Source organism: Micromonospora sp. WMMD730 (genome assembly GCF_049178955.1).
GTDB classification, from domain to species: domain Bacteria; phylum Actinomycetota; class Actinomycetes; order Mycobacteriales; family Micromonosporaceae; genus Micromonospora; species Micromonospora wenchangensis.
The window spans coordinates 3,127,178-3,142,825 of sequence record NZ_JBMHML010000002.1 but is presented as its reverse complement, the minus strand read 5'-3'; the positions used below and the strand labels follow the sequence as shown (position 1 = coordinate 3,142,825).

At 73.4% G+C, this 15,648-nt stretch carries 20 protein-coding genes and 1 tRNA gene; 3 read left to right on the top strand and 18 right to left on the bottom strand.

Going from position 1 to position 15,648, the window contains the following annotated elements; all coding sequences use genetic code 11:
* Nucleotides 1-229: 229 nt before the first annotated feature.
* The 11 genes from ACN265_RS13795 to ACN265_RS13745 form a co-directional block, all read right to left on the bottom strand.
* A complete protein-coding gene (locus ACN265_RS13795) occupies nt 230-832 on the bottom strand; it encodes a MerR family transcriptional regulator (protein ID WP_421407864.1) in 603 nt (200 codons plus the stop codon).
* 176 nt (nt 833-1,008) lie between these two features.
* Nucleotides 1,009-1,473 carry a bifunctional nuclease family protein gene (locus ACN265_RS13790; RefSeq protein WP_088647333.1) on the bottom strand — a complete coding sequence of 155 codons (465 nt, stop codon included), beginning with the start codon at nt 1,471-1,473 and terminating at the stop codon, nt 1,009-1,011.
* Nucleotides 1,474-1,654: 181 nt separating this feature from the next.
* A complete protein-coding gene (locus ACN265_RS13785; protein ID WP_421411484.1) occupies nt 1,655-2,350 on the bottom strand; it encodes a MerR family transcriptional regulator in 696 nt (231 codons plus the stop codon).
* A gap of 50 nt (nt 2,351-2,400) precedes the next feature.
* Nucleotides 2,401-2,853, bottom strand: a complete 453-nt coding sequence (odhI, locus tag ACN265_RS13780; protein WP_067311506.1) for an oxoglutarate dehydrogenase inhibitor Odhl — start codon at nt 2,851-2,853, stop codon at nt 2,401-2,403.
* Nucleotides 2,854-3,070: 217 nt separating this feature from the next.
* On the bottom strand, nt 3,071-3,451 hold the full coding sequence (gcvH, locus tag ACN265_RS13775) for a glycine cleavage system protein GcvH (RefSeq protein WP_204928412.1): 381 nt from the start codon (nt 3,449-3,451) through the stop codon (nt 3,071-3,073).
* Between the two features lie 54 nt (nt 3,452-3,505).
* Nucleotides 3,506-4,447 carry a DUF881 domain-containing protein gene (locus tag ACN265_RS13770; protein ID WP_204928328.1) on the bottom strand — a complete coding sequence of 314 codons (942 nt, stop codon included), beginning with the start codon at nt 4,445-4,447 and terminating at the stop codon, nt 3,506-3,508.
* Between the two features lie 9 nt (nt 4,448-4,456).
* Nucleotides 4,457-4,789, bottom strand: coding sequence for a small basic family protein (locus ACN265_RS13765; RefSeq protein WP_067311500.1), 333 nt, complete (start codon nt 4,787-4,789; stop codon nt 4,457-4,459).
* Nucleotides 4,786-5,739 (bottom strand): DUF881 domain-containing protein, encoded by a 954-nt coding sequence (locus tag ACN265_RS13760; RefSeq protein ID WP_204928329.1) that lies wholly within the window; start codon nt 5,737-5,739, stop codon nt 4,786-4,788. The genes ACN265_RS13765 and ACN265_RS13760 overlap by 4 nt, the downstream gene beginning before the upstream one ends.
* Nucleotides 5,736-6,368, bottom strand: coding sequence for a CDP-alcohol phosphatidyltransferase family protein (locus ACN265_RS13755; protein WP_421407860.1), 633 nt, complete (start codon nt 6,366-6,368; stop codon nt 5,736-5,738). Before ACN265_RS13755 ends, ACN265_RS13760 begins: the two co-directional genes overlap by 4 nt.
* A 277-nt stretch (nt 6,369-6,645) precedes the next feature.
* Nucleotides 6,646-7,116 carry a MarR family transcriptional regulator gene (locus tag ACN265_RS13750; RefSeq protein WP_421407858.1) on the bottom strand — a complete coding sequence of 157 codons (471 nt, stop codon included), beginning with the start codon at nt 7,114-7,116 and terminating at the stop codon, nt 6,646-6,648.
* Between the two features lie 47 nt (nt 7,117-7,163).
* Entirely contained in the window at nt 7,164-8,339 is a 1,176-nt protein-coding gene (locus ACN265_RS13745; protein ID WP_421407855.1) for a PP2C family protein-serine/threonine phosphatase, read from the bottom strand.
* Nucleotides 8,340-8,495: 156 nt separating this feature from the next.
* Here ACN265_RS13745 and ACN265_RS13740 point away from each other — a divergent pair, with 156 nt between their 5' ends.
* Nucleotides 8,496-9,386, top strand: a complete 891-nt coding sequence (locus ACN265_RS13740) for a universal stress protein (protein WP_421407854.1) — start codon at nt 8,496-8,498, stop codon at nt 9,384-9,386.
* Nucleotides 9,387-9,477: 91 nt separating this feature from the next.
* The gene (locus tag ACN265_RS13735) at nt 9,478-9,687 is read left to right on the top strand and encodes a phosphatidylethanolamine-binding protein (protein WP_204928334.1); all 210 of its coding nucleotides are present in this window, start codon (nt 9,478-9,480) and stop codon (nt 9,685-9,687) included.
* 101 nt (nt 9,688-9,788) lie between these two features.
* On the opposite strand, the gene ACN265_RS13730 is transcribed toward ACN265_RS13735, so the two are convergent.
* Nucleotides 9,789-9,989, bottom strand: a complete 201-nt coding sequence (locus ACN265_RS13730) for a hypothetical protein (protein WP_204928335.1) — start codon at nt 9,987-9,989, stop codon at nt 9,789-9,791.
* Between the two features lie 131 nt (nt 9,990-10,120).
* On the opposite strand from ACN265_RS13730, the gene ACN265_RS13725 reads away from it, so the two are divergent.
* Nucleotides 10,121-10,771, top strand: coding sequence for a hypothetical protein (locus ACN265_RS13725; RefSeq protein ID WP_204928336.1), 651 nt, complete (start codon nt 10,121-10,123; stop codon nt 10,769-10,771).
* Between the two features lie 12 nt (nt 10,772-10,783).
* Here ACN265_RS13725 and ACN265_RS13720 read toward each other — a convergent pair whose 3' ends face one another.
* The 6 genes from ACN265_RS13720 to nrfD all read right to left on the bottom strand — a co-directional run bounded on the left by ACN265_RS13720 (nt 10,784) and on the right by nrfD (nt 15,544).
* Entirely contained in the window at nt 10,784-10,975 is a 192-nt protein-coding gene (locus ACN265_RS13720) for a hypothetical protein (protein ID WP_204928416.1), read from the bottom strand.
* Between the two features lie 77 nt (nt 10,976-11,052).
* Nucleotides 11,053-11,250 carry a hypothetical protein gene (locus ACN265_RS13715; protein WP_204928337.1) on the bottom strand — a complete coding sequence of 66 codons (198 nt, stop codon included), beginning with the start codon at nt 11,248-11,250 and terminating at the stop codon, nt 11,053-11,055.
* A 73-nt stretch (nt 11,251-11,323) separates the two neighbouring features.
* Entirely contained in the window at nt 11,324-13,081 is a 1,758-nt protein-coding gene (selB, locus tag ACN265_RS13710) for a selenocysteine-specific translation elongation factor (RefSeq protein ID WP_204928338.1), read from the bottom strand.
* 1 nt (nt 13,082) lies between these two features.
* Nucleotides 13,083-14,378, bottom strand: coding sequence for an L-seryl-tRNA(Sec) selenium transferase (selA, locus tag ACN265_RS13705; RefSeq protein WP_421407851.1), 1,296 nt, complete (start codon nt 14,376-14,378; stop codon nt 13,083-13,085).
* Between the two features lie 26 nt (nt 14,379-14,404).
* Nucleotides 14,405-14,500, bottom strand: a tRNA-Sec gene (locus ACN265_RS13700).
* A 45-nt stretch (nt 14,501-14,545) separates the two neighbouring features.
* Nucleotides 14,546-15,544 (bottom strand): NrfD/PsrC family molybdoenzyme membrane anchor subunit, encoded by a 999-nt coding sequence (gene nrfD, locus ACN265_RS13695; RefSeq protein ID WP_377685524.1) that lies wholly within the window; start codon nt 15,542-15,544, stop codon nt 14,546-14,548.
* Nucleotides 15,545-15,648: the final 104 nt, after the last annotated feature.

The following is a 15,648-nucleotide window of genomic DNA, read 5'->3' as shown; positions in this document are numbered from 1 at the left end:
CGTGACCCGATCGGTGTCTCTGGTGATCGCCCTGGACAGGATTCCTGGCCGGACCACACCTGTCAACAAGGGCACTCCACCCCGGAACGTCCCTTATGGACGACAACGACGACCCGCCCCACCCCCGGCACCACCACCGGCCACCCACCACACCGATCCGACACCCGGCACCACCCGGACACGACGACGCCGCGACCGGAACCCGGCCGCGGCGTCCACACCACCCCGATCAACCCGCCCGACGCCGCGCCCGCCGCGCCGCCAACTCATCACCCACCACCTCCGACGACACACCCTCCTGCACCGCCGGAACCACCTCACCACCACCCGGCACCGCCGGCTCCGCCGGCAGATGCGACAACGAACCCTGGATCTCCTTGAACGCCCCACCGATCGCGATCCCGAACACCCCCTGACCACCCTGCAACAGATCCACCACCTCCTCCGGGGACCGGCACTCGTACACCGTCGTCCCGTCCGAGATCAGCGTGATCCCCGCCAGGTCCTCCACCCCCCGCGACCGCAACGCCTCGATCGCCTTACGGATGTTCTGCAACGACACCCCGGCGTCCAGCAGCCGCTTCACGACCTTCAACACCACCAGATCGCGGAACGAGTACAACCGCGACGTCCCCGAACCCGACGCGTCCCGCACACTCGGCACCACCAGCGTCGTCCGCGCCCAGTAGTCCAACTGGCGGTAACTGATCCCCGCCGCATGACAGGCCGTCACACCCCGGTAACCGACCGCACCGTCACCGTCCACCGGCACCGACGGTGCCACCGACTCGCCCCGCTCAACACCTGGCTCAGGCTCCCGCGGCTCGTGCATCCCGACAACCTCCCCGTCAGTGCGGTAACACGCCGGTGCGACCGACGCACACCCCTCGACACGGCAACCCTAACGCCGCACCAAGCGGTTACCACGGAGAAACCGCCGCGACACGCCGCGCGACGACACACCACAACACCGGCATCGCCACCGCGACACCCACGACGAAGCCACGATCAGCCCGCGAAATCCTCCGGACGCACCTGCTCCAGGAACTCCCGGAACTTCTCCACCTCATCCTCCTGCTCGTCGGGAATCACGATCCCCGCCTCACTGAGGACCTGCTCCGCACAACGAATAGGCGCACCCACCCGCAACGCCAACGCGATCGAATCACTCGGCCGGGCCGACACCCGCACCCCGTCACCCAGCAACAGATCAGCGTAGAAGACGTTCTCCTTCAACTCCGTGATCTCCACCGCCCGCAACGGCGCCTGCAACGCCGCCAGCACGTCCCGCAACAAATCATGCGTCAACGGCCGGGCCGGCTTGACCCCCTGCTGCTCATAGGCGATGGCCGTGGCCTCGACCGCACCGATCCAGATCGGCAGATAGCGGTCGCCCTCGACCTCCCTGAGCAGGACGATCGGTTGGTTGCTGGGCAGCTCCACCCGAACCCCGACCACGCTCAGCTCGCGCACCGCCGCCTCCGTGTCGTTGTCGCCTACACCCGCACCGCGCCCCGTCCCTGCACGGTACACGGACCACGACACGGCAGTCCCCACCGCACCAGCCCCGCACCGCGCCGGAAAAGGGGTTACCCCGGCAAGCCTACGGCACGCTTCCCGGGGCAGAACCTTCCGCACACACCAGCCGAACCCCTCACCGACCCAACGTCGACCGCAACCCCACCCGCACCAACGCCGCATGCAACTGCTGCGACAACGCCACCAACTCCCGCGCCGTCTCCGCCGCCCGCGCCCGCGCCGCCGGATCAGACTGCCGCGCCAACGGCGCCACCAACTGCGCGAACAAACCCACCTCACGATCCGCCGACGACCGGTAACCCCGCAGATGACGAGGCTCCAACCCGTACGCCGCCAAACCCGCCACCGCCCGCGCGATGATCAACGCATCCGCGTCATACCACCCCGGCGGATCCGGCACCAACACCCCGAGCCGCTCCAACTCACCCAACGTCGACTCGGCGATCCCACTACGCGCCACCAGATCGGCCCGCCCGAGCCGCACCTGCGACTCAGGCTCCTCCGCCGACCGGCCCGGCACCTCACCACCGGGACCCACCGCCACCAACGTCGGCCGCTGCCGACCCGGCGCCTCCTCACCACCGTCCCACTGCGCCAACTGCTCACGAATCACCCGCAACGGCAGATACTGATCACGCTGCGCAGTCACCACGAACCGCAACCGGGCCACATCATCCCAGCTGTACTTCCGGTACCCCGCCGCCGTCCGCTGCGGCTCCACCAGACCCTCGGCCTCAAGGAACCGCAACTTCGAAATCGTGACGTCCGGAAACTCCACCCGCAGCTGACCCAACACCTCACCGATACTCATCAGCGGGTGCGACCGGGCCGCCCCGGACGGCATGGAGGCCGCAGGCTCGTTCACCCCCGGCCGGCCTCCTCCTCCGGGCGAGGACCGGCGATGAACACCACCCGGAACTTACCGATCTGCACCTCGTCACCATTGCTCAACGTGGCCGCCTCCACCCGCTCACGGTTCACGTAGGTGCCGTTCAGACTCCCCACATCCCGCACCGTGAACGTCCCGGAATCCCGATGGAACTCCGCATGCCGCCGCGACACCGTCACATCGTCCAGGAAGATGTCACTGTCCGGATGCCGGCCACTCGTCGTCACATCATGGTCCAACAGGAACCGGGCACCCGCATTCGGGCCCCGACGAACCACCAGCAGCGCCATACCCGGCGGCAACGAGCCGGACATCCGACTCGGCACCACATCGGTGTCCGGACCCTCCAGCACTTCGTCCAACGAACCGAGATTGAGCGTCGAAGTGACGTCGAGCGGGGGGAACTCGTCGCCTGGGCGCGTCATGGGACCACCTCACGGATCAGTTTCGGTCAGCACAGGATAACGGCGGGTACGGCCCCCGGGAAGATCACCCGACGGCTGGCTCCCCCTGCCCACGAAAGGCAATCACCCAACACTGCACCAATTTGGGGTTCTCGGTCGACTGGGCGAGCCTAGCCAGCGCCGAAATGCAGGGCAACCGGACGCGCGGCAAAAACACCCGCGCCCGGCACGACACCACTCAGCTCTCGGTGAGCTCACGATACGCGGCAGCGGTCAACAACCCGTCCACCGCCGCCGGATCCGCCGGCACGATCTCCACCAACCAACCCGCACCGTACGGATCAGAATTGATCACCTCAGGAGTGTCGGCCAACGCCTCGTTGCGCGCCGCCACCGTCCCGCTCACCGGCGCGTAGATCTCCGACACGCTCTTGGTCGACTCGATCTCGCCCAACGACTCACCGGCCTCCACCACCGCACCGGAGTCCGGCAACTGGACGAACACGATGTCACCCAGCGCATCCTGCGCGAACTGGGTGATACCCACCCGAACGTTACCGCCCTCGGCACCCACCACCCACTCGTGCTCGGCGGTGTAACGCAGATCCTCAGGAATCACCAGCGCGTCCCTCATCCATCGGTGCACCGGGACCACCCGGCGCGGCCGCGCCGGTCAGGAGACCGGACGGGCGTGTTCCAGCTTCAACGGCGCGTGCAGCGCCGAAACCTCGGCAACCTCACGATCCTCGACGCTCACGTTACCGCCGTCACCGCGAACCGATGCGGCCACCCCGCCCGGAATGTTCAACGCGGTACGCATCGTCTCCGGATCACCGATCACCGTGATCGTGTACGGACCCGTCAACGGCCGCCCGTCCACCACCAACACGTCCCCCGCCCCGTCCAGGAAGTACGTCGAGGCGATGATCCGCGCCGACGCCCGATCCCCACCCGAGATCTGCATCGCCTCCGCACCCGCACCCCGCAACTCCTGCACCGCGTCCAACACCCGGTCCGCCCGGATCGGCTTACCACCCGGCTCGAACCGCACCGCCAACCCCGGCCCCCGCGCCGGCAACGTACCCGCCAGGATCCCCAACTCGTCGGCCCGCTTCGTCGCCTCCTCCAACGCCGCCTGCCGACCCTGCTCACCCGAACGCAACTGCCGCTGACTGTCCTCCAGGCCCTCGATGTCCTGCTGCAGACGCTTCTCCCGGGAATCCAGATCCGAGAAGATCCGCACCAGGTCCTCCTGCCGGGTCGCCGCCAACGTCGGATCCGTCGAGGTCGTCTTCAACTGCACCACCAACGTGAACCCCAACAACGCCAGCAACGCCGCGATCATCACCGCCGCCGACGACACCCTCCGCCCCGCCGGACCCGCCGAGGGCCCGACCTCAGCCGACGCCACCTCCGCCAGGTTCACCGTCGCCCCGTCGTCGTCACCCGACTCCGACGGCTGCTCCCGCGACGGCTCCCCCGGCACCAACGGACTCAACTCGTCCGCATCCGGCGCGTCCGGCCGCGGATCCGGCTCACCCGCCGGCCCCGGCGGACGCACCGGCTCCACCGGCTGCGGCCACCCCGTACCCGTCTCCCGATGCTCGTCGCTCACGACACCAACCTACGCCCGGAACAGGTGCCGACGGATCGCCGCCACATTCCCGAAGATCCGCACCCCCAACACGACCACCACACCCGTGGACAACTGCCCACCCACCCCCAACTGGTCACCCAGATACACGATCAGACCCGCCACCAGCACGTTCGAAATGAACGACACCACGAACTGCTTGTCATCGAAGATCCGATCAAGCTTCGCCCGCACCCCACCGAACACGGCGTCCAGCGCGGCCACCACAGCGATCGGCAGGTACGGCTGCAACGCCGCCGGCACCGTCGGATCGAGATAGATCCCCAGCACCACACCGGCGAGCAACGCCAGCACCGCGATCATCGGACACCTCCGGAGGGGCGGGAAGACGAACCCGGACCGGACGACCCGGCACCGGACGAACCGACAGCACCCGAACCCGCCGGCGACGGACTCGGACTGACCGACGGCTGCGCGTAGCGTAGCCGTGGCTCCGGCGCGGCCGGCAACGTGAGGTCCTCCGCCCGGCGCACCTCGAAAGACAACCCGGTGTCCCGGGCCACCCGACGCATCAGATACGCCGACCGACTGTCGTCGAACCGGTCCCGCAACGACCGCGGCCCGATCGCCGACACCTCGTACGGGCTGGTCACCGGACGGAAGTCCACCAGGATCGCCGCCCCCGCCGAACGGATCGTCGACGTCGCCGTCAACCGCTGCCCGTTGATGGCGATCGCCTCCGCACCCGAGGCCCACAGATCGTTGGCGACCTTCTGCAGATCCGAATAGATCACCCGCGACGGACCCGCCCCCGAGTCACCGTTGACCGCGCCGTCGTCCTGCACCGCGGCGTCGGCCAACTTCACCACCACCCCGTCACCACGCACCCGGCCGAGCCCCGTACCCGCCTCCAGGTTGCGCAACCGGGCCGCCTGCGAACCACTCAACGCCGCGTCCCGCTGCCGACCGACCTCCTCACGCAACCGCGCCGCCCGCGCCGTCATCGCGTCGGTCTCCGCCTCCCGCTGCTTGATCTGCGCGATCAACGCGGCCCGCGCCTGACTGCGGCTCGGCTCGTCGGCCATCGTCTCCCGGTACGCCACCGCGAACAGGAACCCCACCGCCGCGACCACCACGACCGCCACCGCCCGCGCGGACGCGCCCCGCCACCCGGAACCCGACGCCGGGTCCCGCCGCCGCCGGGCCGCCGCGTCGGCGTAACCCGGGTCCAACGGGTTCTGGAACAGCTCGGTGAGGAAGTCCGGGGTGAACAACCGCGCCGGACGCTTCGACCCGTCCCCCGGCGCGCTCACGCGGCGACCCCTCGCCGGCCCGCGCGCACCAGCCGGGCCGCCTGCACCACGTACATCGCGCCGGCCACCCAGTACAGCACCAGACCCCACCAGGCCAGTCCCCAGCCGATGGCCGCAGCGGTCGTCGCCGTCACCGACGTGGTCGCCGCCGCCACCAGCAGGACCGGGAACGCGGCCAACAGCAGGAAGGTGGCGGTCTTGCCGACGTAGTGCACCGGCGGCGGCCCGTACCCGTGCCGGCGCAGCACCGCCAACGAACCGAGCAGCAGCGCCTCCCGGGCCAGCAGCGCCGCCGTGAACTGCCACGGCACCACCTCCCGGGCGGTGAAGGCGAGCAGCGTGGCGAGGATGTAGAGCCGGTCGGCCAACGGGTCGAGCAGCTCGCCCAGGCGGCTGACCTGCCCGAGCCGGCGGGCGATCCAGCCGTCCACCCAGTCGGAGGTGCCGCCGATGGCGAGCACCACGATCGCCGCCACGTCCGCCTCCACGACCAGGAACAGCCAGAGGAACAGGGGTACGCCGAGCAGCCGGACGAAGCTGATCAGGTTCGGCAACGTCAGCACCCGGTCGGCGGCGCTGTCGTCACCGCCCGGTCCGCGCGGATGCTCTGCCCGAGCCCGACGTGACACCGAACCTCCCCCCGCAGACGGTCCGGGTGCCCACGCGGGCACCACGGTCAGCCGTGCGCTTACCGGACCGGCGCTCGCCGGTGTCTCGGTGATCCCGGGCCGGGACCTCCCCCTGGTGTGGTCCGTGGCGCTCGGCACCCCGGACCGGCAGCCACTATATCGGGCGTGGGCGGCTGCCCCGGTGGGGCGCGCGTTGCCCGGGGCGGTCCGGCGCTGTGTGTGGTGTGTCACCACCGCTAAGGCGTCCTAGGACACTAGTGGACGGCTGGGGAACTGCTCACGCGGTGCGGGCGGGAGCGTCGGGCTGCGCGGTGGGCGTGCCCGCGGCCGCCGCGTGGCCGAACGCCAACAGCGCCAGCAGCAGCTCGTGCTGGGCGCGCGGTGGCATCCGGTCCAGCACCGCCTGCACCGCCCGGTGCCGGCGCTCCCGCAGCTCGGTCAGCAGGCTCACCGCCGCGGCGGTGAGCACCAACCGCACCTCCCGCCGGTCCCGGGGGTCCGGGGTCCGGCGCAGCAACCCGGTCGCCTCCAGCCGGTCACAGAGCCGGCTGGCCGACGAGGGCACCACGTCGAGCAGCTCGGCCAGCCCGTTGACGTTCGTCTCCGGCCGGTCCCGGATCAGCGCCAGCACCCGTAGCTGGGTCGGCGGGACCGCCACCTGGTGACGGGAGGTGGCCGAATCGAGCACGCCGACGAGCGCCTCGGCTGCGGCATCGATCGCCGCAGCAAGATCCGGAGGTCGCTCCACCCGCTGTCCCCTGCGATTGTGCGCTGTCGAAAGTCGCTGCCGGCCGATCACCGTTCGCGCCGCCCGCCCGGCCCGCACCAGTCCAGGCACACGACAACGGCGTCGTCACGTAGATCAGTGTCGGCATGATAAGCGAACAGCTCGCGCATCACCGTACCAACCGCCTCCGTCGCCGGTTGCAGCCGAGTCGACCGCATCGACCGGGCCATCGCCCGCTCACCGTAGGCCTCCTGACCCCCCGGCTGCGCGTCGTACACGCCGTCGCTGACCACGAAGAGCCGGTCACCGGGCAGTACGTCGAACTCCTGCACCGTGTAGCGGGTCTCGGCGAACATGCCCAACGGCAGCTGCTGCTCCAGGGCGATCCGCTCGACAGTGGTCCCCCGCACCCGCAGCACCCGCGGCGACCCGGCGTCCACCGCCCGCACCCGGCCGGTGGCGGTGTCCACCGACAACAGCAGCGTCGCCACGTGCCGCTGCCCCCGGTGCTGGTAGAACAGCGTGTCCGAGGCCAACTCGGCCTGCTCCACCAGCCCACCGCCCGAGCGGCGCGCGTTGCGGATGGCGTTGACGGTGAGCGCGGTGAGCATCGCCGCCGAAAGGCCCGTGCCGGCACCGTTGAGGACGGTGAGGGTGAGCCGCCCCGGGTCGACCGACCAGTCGAAGTGGTCACCGCCCACCGAGTACGCCGGTTCGAGCTGCCCGGCCAGCAGGAACGCCTCGTGCGTGACGCTGCGCCCCGGCAGCAGGTCCCACTGCATCTCCGCGGCCATGCTCAGTCGCTCCCGACGCCGCGTGCGCCGGTACCGGTCGGTCTCCCGGTCGGCCGCCCGCAACGTGGTCGCCAGGTCCACGCCCAGGTCGACGATCAGCTCCACCGTCGGATCGTCCGGGCTGACGGCCAACTCGACCAGGAACACCCCCAGCCGCTCCCCCCGGGTGGTCAGCGGCACCCAGACCCGGCAGCATCCGCCGTCGGACGGCTCACGCACCGGTTGCTGGCTTGAGAAACAGCGTTGCGCGGCGCTCTGGCCGGTGAGCGACCCGGCGGACACCTCCGGGTCGAGCACCGACCACAACCCGCTGATCCGGTAGTCGGCCAGGAACGCGTCGACCCGCACCGCGGCCAACTCCGACCGGAGGGCCCGATCGACGGCCTCCACCACCTGGTCGGGCAGGGCCTCACGTAGCGCACGCGACATCGCTGCGAGCGCGTCCGGCATGGTTGTCCTCCGAGATTCTTGCTACAGAGCAAGCATCATACGGAGCGGCCGGTCCACCCCCACCCGGGGCACCGGGCGGCACGGGGGAACCGGTGGCGGTATCGGCCCGCCGGCCCCGGCCAGCCGCGATACTGACCCCGGCAGGAGGTGCGCACGGTGGACCCGACGGACGGCGCGGCGATCGTGGTGGGCGTGGACGGCTCCGAGCCGGCGCTGCGCGCCGTCCGGCTGGCCGCGACCGAGGCGGCCCGCCTGCGCCGGCCGCTGCGGGTGGTGCACGGCTTCATCTGGCCGCTGCTGCACACCCCGGTCGACCCGGTCGCCGCCGACCCACCCGGCGGCGGGCTGCGCCGCACCGCCCAGGACCTGGTCGAGGCGGCGGTGGCGCAGGCCCGCACGGTCAGCCCCGGCATCCGGGTCACCGGGGAGATCATCGACGGCGAGGCGTCGGCGGTGCTGCTCGGCACCTCCCCCGCCGCGGCGATGATCGTGCTCGGCGACCGGGGCCTCGGTGGGTTCGGCGCCCTGGTGGTCGGCTCGGTGGCGATCCAGGTCAGCACCCACGCCGACTGCCCGGTGCTGGTCGCCCGGGGCACCCCGACCGACGGCGGCCCGGTGGTGGTCGGGGTCGACGGGTCGGCGGCCTCCCGCGCCGCGGTGGACTTCGCCGCCGCGCAGGCCGCCGCGCGTGGGGTCCGGCTGCGGGCCGTGCACGCCTACACCCATCCGGCCTCCACCGGCCCCGGTGACTTCCAACCCCTGGTGTACGACGAGGCCCGGCTGCGCGACGAGGAGGACGACGTGCTCGCCGCAGGCCTCGCCGGGCTCGCCGAACGCCACCCCGACCTGCCGGTCGACCGGGAGCCCGTACACGCCCGCCCGGTCGCCGCCCTCACCGAGGCGTCCCGCCGGGCCCAACTGGTGGTGGTCGGCGGCCGGGGCCACGGCGAGCTGGCCGGGCTGCTGCTCGGCTCGGTCGGCCACGGGGTGCTGCACCGCAGCGCCTGCCCGGTGGCGGTGGTACGGGAGCCGGCGACCGACCGGTAGGCCGTCCTCCGGCACGCGGTGGGGGGCGGTTGGCCGGGCCGGGGACGGGTAGTCGGCGCGGGTACCGCAGGCGGACCACCGAGGAGGCGACATGCCAGGACCACGGCCGGGAAGCAACGCGTACGACAAGGAACGGGCGCGGCTGCGCGACCTGATCGAACAGTCGGGACGCGCGTCGGACAAGGAGGCCAACCAGGTGGCCAACCGGATCCTCCAGGAGGACCGGGGCCAGCGCGGCATGGTCCGGGGTGAACGGGCCTACGGCCCCAAGGGCGAACGCGGACCCGGCGACCCGAAGTGAGACACACGGCGGCCGGGCCGACACCCCTGCGGGGAGCGTCGACCCGGCCGCCCGTACGCGTCGCCCGGCCGGTGGGGATCACCGGCCGGGCGGCGGCGCGGTCAGCGGCGGTCGCTGTCGTCGTCGGCGGTCGACGCGCCCGGACCGTACGGGGACGCCTGGCCACGGGGCGTCGGGCGGCCCCGGTCCCCCGCCGAGCTGCCCCGGTTGGCCGGGTGACCTGTCGCGCCGGGCCCCTTGCTGTCCTGCACGGTCGGGTTCTTCCCGTTGCGGCGCATCTCGGGCTGCTGCACGTTCGTCACGGGTGTCTCCTTCCGGGTGGACGGGCACGGCTGCTCCGCGCCCGTCGTCGGGTTACCCGCCGGCACGGTGCGCATGCGGACCGCCGGGCCCGAGCAGGGCTGAGCGGCGCCACGACGGGTAGTACCGGGTGATGGGAGACGACCGACGGGTGGCCCGGACGCTGCTGGCCCGCCAGGGCAGCACCTACGCCGAGGACGCCGGCATCACGCTGGCCGACCGGCCCGGTCCGCTCTACCAACTGCTGGTGCTGACCACGTTGCTGAGCACCCGGATCCGGGCCCAGGTGGCGGTGGCCGCCGCCCGCGAACTGTTCGCCGCCGGCTGGCGTACCGCGCAGGCGATGGAGGCGTCGGGGTGGCAGGACCGGGTCGACGCGCTGGGACGCGGCCACTACCGCCGCTACGACGAACGGACCGCGACCATGTTGGGCACCGGTGCCCGGCTGTGCCTGGACCGCTGGCACGGTGACCTGCGGCGGATGCACCGGGAGACCGGGGGTGAACCGGCGGCGCTGCGGCGACGGCTGACCGAGTTCCCCGGGATCGGCCCGACCGGGGCGGACATCTTCCTGCGGGAGGCGCAGACGGTCTGGCCGGACGTCCGCCCGTACGCCGACCGGCGCACCCTGGCCGGGGCGAAACGCCTCGGCCTCCCGGCCGATCCGCACGGGCTGGCCGGGCTGGTCGCCGCGCCGGACTTCGGCCGGCTCGCGTCGGCGCTGGTGCGGGTGGCCCTCGGTGAGGAGTCGGCGGGGGAGGTTACCCGCACCGCCGCCCGCTAGAGAGTCGGTCGGTCAGTCGACCGGCTTGTTGCCCGTCGGCTTGGTCAGGTACCACACCAGCAGGGCGGCCAGCAGGGCCAACAGCACCACACCGCCGGAGACCCCGCCACCGTCCTCGGTGGAACGGTGCCCGGTCACCCCGAAGTAGAACACCGCGAGGCCGGCGAGTACCGCCAGAAATGTCCGTATTCCTCGGTCCTTCACGCCCCGCACCGTACGGGCGGGCCCGGCGCGCAGGCCGACGTTCCGGGCGGATTCCCCCGTCCGGGCGACGCCCCCGGTCAGACGGTCTCCAGGTCGTCCAGGGAGATGGCGTGGGTCATCAACCAGCGGGCCAACGCCGCCATGCCGAACAACCACAGCGGGGCCGACTCGGTGGTGCCGTTGGTGGCGAAGACGGCGAACCGCAGGTCCGGCGCCCGGTACGCCTCGATCCGCCAGCGATGGTTCCGGTCCCGCCAGACCGCCGAAGGGTCCATGGCGTCACGGTAGGCGACCCCGGGGCGGGCCGAGGGCCGTTCGCCAGCACCGCACCCCGCGAACACCTGCCGGTCAACCGGAGCCGACGACCATCCGGGCGTCGTCGGGCAGCCGCCGGGTCACCCCGCGCCGGTCCAGCAGCTCCAGCAGCGGCACCGCCACCCGACGGGTGGTGTCCAGGGCCTGCCGGGCGGCGCTGAGCGTGAACGGCTGCGGCAGCCGGGCGAGCACCCGTACCGCGTCGTCCGCGGCGTCGGGCAGCAGCACCACGTTCTCCGCCAGCCGCAGCAGCGCACCGGCCCGTACGGCGGCGCCCACCTCCCGGGGACCCAGGCCCAGCGCGGTGAGCCGGTCGGCCTCCGGCGCGCGGAACGGATGGGCGGCGTACTCGCCCCGGACCCGGTCGATCGCGCGGGCCACCGGCTCGGGCAGCCCGGGGACGCCGGTGCCGATCCGGCCGGCCCGCAGCGTCAACGGCGGCCGGACCAGCGCCTCCACCAGGGCCCGGTCGGGCAGGCCGAGGCGCTGCCGCACCGCCTCGGTCGGGGCGTCGGGCTCCAGCGGGTGCGCGGCCGCCCAGGCGGCCACCTCCTCGACCAGCCGCGCCCCCAGCCACCGCCAGTGCGCCGGGTCGGCCAGCCAGTCCCCGACGACCGGGGTCGCGTCGCCGGTGACGCCCATCCGGGTCAGCTCGGCGGCCCGCACGAGCCGGCGGCGGCGCAGCTCACCGGCCAGGTCGGGACGCCCGTCCAGGTCGGCCAGGACGGCGGCGCGGGCGGCGGCGGCACCCCGGCGGGACAGCGGCGGCGGGGCCACGTCCAGCACCGTCACCCCACCGCAGACGTGGTGCCGACCGGGGTCACGCAGCAACGCCCGGTCCCCGGTCAGCAGCGGCAGCGGACGGGCCAGCCGCAGCCGTACGGTGTCGCCGCCCAACGGCCGGACCCGGACGGGAACGGCCGCCGACCCGACGTGCAGGGTCAGCGTCGCCGGCAGGTCACCTGCCGGATCCCCGGCCAGCCGCACGTCGACCAGGTCGGTCCGGTGGAACCGGTCGGGGGTGAGCAGCGCGTCGCCGCGTCCGAGCCGCTCCCGGGGCACCCCGCGCAGGTTGACCGCCACCCGGGCCACCGCGGCGACCCGAGACGCGGCCGTCCCGAGCCGGTGCAGGCCCCGCACCCGGACCGGTTCGCCGGTGGTGGCGAGCGTCAACTGGTCGCCGACGCGCAGTTCACCGCCGCCGAGGGTGCCGGTGACGACGGTGCCGCTGCCCCGGATGGTGAACGCCCGGTCGATCCACAGCCGCACCGGCCGGTCCGTGTCCGGCGCGGGCAGCCGGGCGACCAACCGGTCCAGGGCGGCGCGCAGCTCCGGCAGGCCGACACCGGTTACCGCACTGACCGCCACCGACTCCACCGCGCCGAGCGACGTCGCCGCGAGCCGCGCGTGGGCCTGCGCCGTCGCCGGCCCCGGATCGGCCAGGTCCGCCCGGGTCACCACCAGCAGCCCGTGGGACACCCCGAGGGCGTGCAGGGCGGCCAGGTGTTCGGCCGACTGCGGCATCCATCCCTCGTCGGCGGCGACCACCACCAGGGCGGCCGGCACCGGCCCCACCCCGGCGAGCATGTTCGGCACGAACCGTTCGTGCCCCGGCACGTCGACGAAGGCGACCGGGTCGCCGCCGGGCAGGGTGGTCCAGGCGAAGCCGAGGTCGATGGTCATCCCCCGGCGGCGTTCCTCCGCCCACCGGTCCGGTTCCATCCCGGTCAACGCCCGGACCAGGGTGGACTTGCCGTGGTCGACGTGCCCGGCGGTGGCGACGACGTGCATCTCAGCCGGCCGTCCGCAGCACCGCGTCGCGCAGCGTGTCGTCGGCGTCGGCGGACACGCAGCGCAGGTCCAGCAGCAGCCGGCCCCGGACCACCCGGCCGAGCACCGGCGGGTCGCCCAGCCGCAGTGCGGCGGCGTACCGTTCGGGCAGGCTCAGTGCCCAGGAGTCCAGCTCGACGCCCGGGGCACCACCCCCGCCGACCACGGCGACGCTGGGCACCACCTCGGCCTTGTGCCCCTCGGCACCGAGAGCGTCACGCAACCGTTCGCAGCGGTCCCGCAGCACGGCCGGGTCGGCGTGCAGGGCGTCGCGGGTCGGGGTGCTCGACCCGTGCAGGGTGGCCGCCAGCGCGGCGAGGGTCAGCTTGTCGACCCGCAGCGCCCGCGCCAGCGGATGCCGACGCAACCGGTCGACCAGGTCGGCGTCGCCGAGCAGCAACCCGGCCTGCGGGCCGCCGAGGAGCTTGTCGCCGCTGGCGGTGACCAGGTGCGCTCCGGCGCGCAGGGTGCTCGCGGCGTCCGGCTCGGCGGGCAGCAGCGGGTCGGCGGTGAGCAGGCCGGAGCCGATGTCGACGACCACCGGCACGCCGAGGGTGGCCAGGTCGTCGACGCCGACGGCGGAGGTGAAGCCGGTGACGACGAAGTTGGACGGGTGCACCTTCAGGACGAAACCGGTGTCCGGGCCGAGCGCCCGGGCGTAGTCGTCGCGGGTGGTGCGGTTGGTGGTGCCGACCTCGCGCAGCCGGGCGCCGGTGCTGGCCAGCAGGTCGGGCAGGCGGAACCCGTCGCCGATCTCCACCAGCTCACCCCGGCTGACCACGATCTCCCGGCCGGCGGCCAACGCGGTCGCGGCGAGCACCAGGGCCGCCGCCCCGTTGTTGACCACGTGCACGGCGGCGGCGTCGGGCACCGCGGCGGCCAGCGCGGCCAGCGCCTCCCGGCCGCGCCGGGCCCGCCGGCCGGTGCCCAGATCCAGCTCCACGTCGGTGCTGCCGGCGGCGGCGACCAGCGCGTCGACGGCGGCCGGGGACAGCACGGCCCGACCGAGGTTGGTGTGCAGCACCACCCCGGTGGCGTTGAGCACCGCCCGGGGGGTCGGGGCGGGCAATGCGGCGAGGGCGGCGTCGCGGACCTGCTCGGGGCCGATCTCACCGTGCCGGGCCCGCTGCTGGGCATGGCCGACGGCGGCCTTGACCCGGGCCCGACCGAGGGTCGCCGCCGCCGCGGCCAGCGCCGGATCGGCCAGCATCGTGTCGGTGCGGGGCACCCGCCGACGCGGATCGACCGCCTCACCCATGCGTCGTCATCTCCCCCGCAGACGGTTGGCGGAGACGGACGGGAATCGAACCCGCCTGGCCCGGGTCCCGGACCACACCAGCTTTGAAGGCTGGGAGGGGCACCAGCCGCCTGAACGCCTCCGCCCCCGAGTCAACCACAGGACCCCGCCGGTGACACGGCGAGGTGTCAGACCTGCCCGGCCTCGCGGCGGCGGATCCGCTCCCGCTGCGGCAGCACCGTGTACCTCGGGTCCCGCGCCGAGGCCACCCCGCCGTGGAAGATGCCGAACCGGGTGGCCACCGACGCGGCCAGCAACGCCGTACCGGACAGCGCGGACAGCACCCGGCTGCGTCGCCCGGCCAGCGCCCCGACCACCCCGGCGGCGGTGAGCAGACGACCGGCGCGCAGCAGCCGACCTGCCGTACCGAGCCGATAGGGCTCGCTGAGCAGCCCCAGCCGGGTCTCCACCGAGTGCGCGCCCCACAGTTCCAGGGCCGCCCCGGCCACCGCCATCCGCCGGGCCGGGCCGGCCTGGGCGCAGGGCGCGGCCAGCAGCCCCACGCCGGCACCGCTGGCCAGGGCGCTGCCCGCGAAGATGGTCGGCAGCTCCGGGTACGCCTCGTGCCAGGACGGCACCGCCGTACCGGCCAGCAGCACACCCGTGTACGTGGCCAGCGCCGGCGCGACGGCGGCGGCGGCCAGCCCGGCGACCTGCCCGGCCGGCGGCAGCAGCCGACGCACCGGGGAGAACACGCCGCGTGCCGGTAGCAGCGGTGCACCCTCGGCGACGGCGGCCAACCCGGCGGCCGGGCCGTACGCGGTGAGGATCCAGGTGCCCACCGACATCGGCGAGGTCGGTTTCGCCACCCGCAGCATGTGGTGGAACCGCGCCGGCCGCCCGAGGTCGTGGATCAGGAAGTAGGCGCTGGCGGTGACCGCACCCAACGCGGTGACCCGACCGGCCCGGCGCAGCGCCGGCCGACCGGTGAGCTGCCCTCCAGCGGCCAGCAGGGACGACCCGGCGGCCAACCCACCGGTGAACAGGTACGCGGCGATGTCCCACCGCCACACCGGGGCCTTGAGGATCGGCCGGCCGTAGTAGGAGGTGAACTCCGCCTCCGGGACGCGCAGCTCCTCGCCGCCGCGCCCACCCCGACCACGCCGCCGCCCCGGCACCGGTGGCACGTCCTGGGGCGGTACGACGACCGACGCGTCGGCAGCGCCCACGGCACCGGTCGGGGGTGTGGTGCCGGCCGGGCCGACCTTCGGGCCGTGGCCGAGCCGTGCCG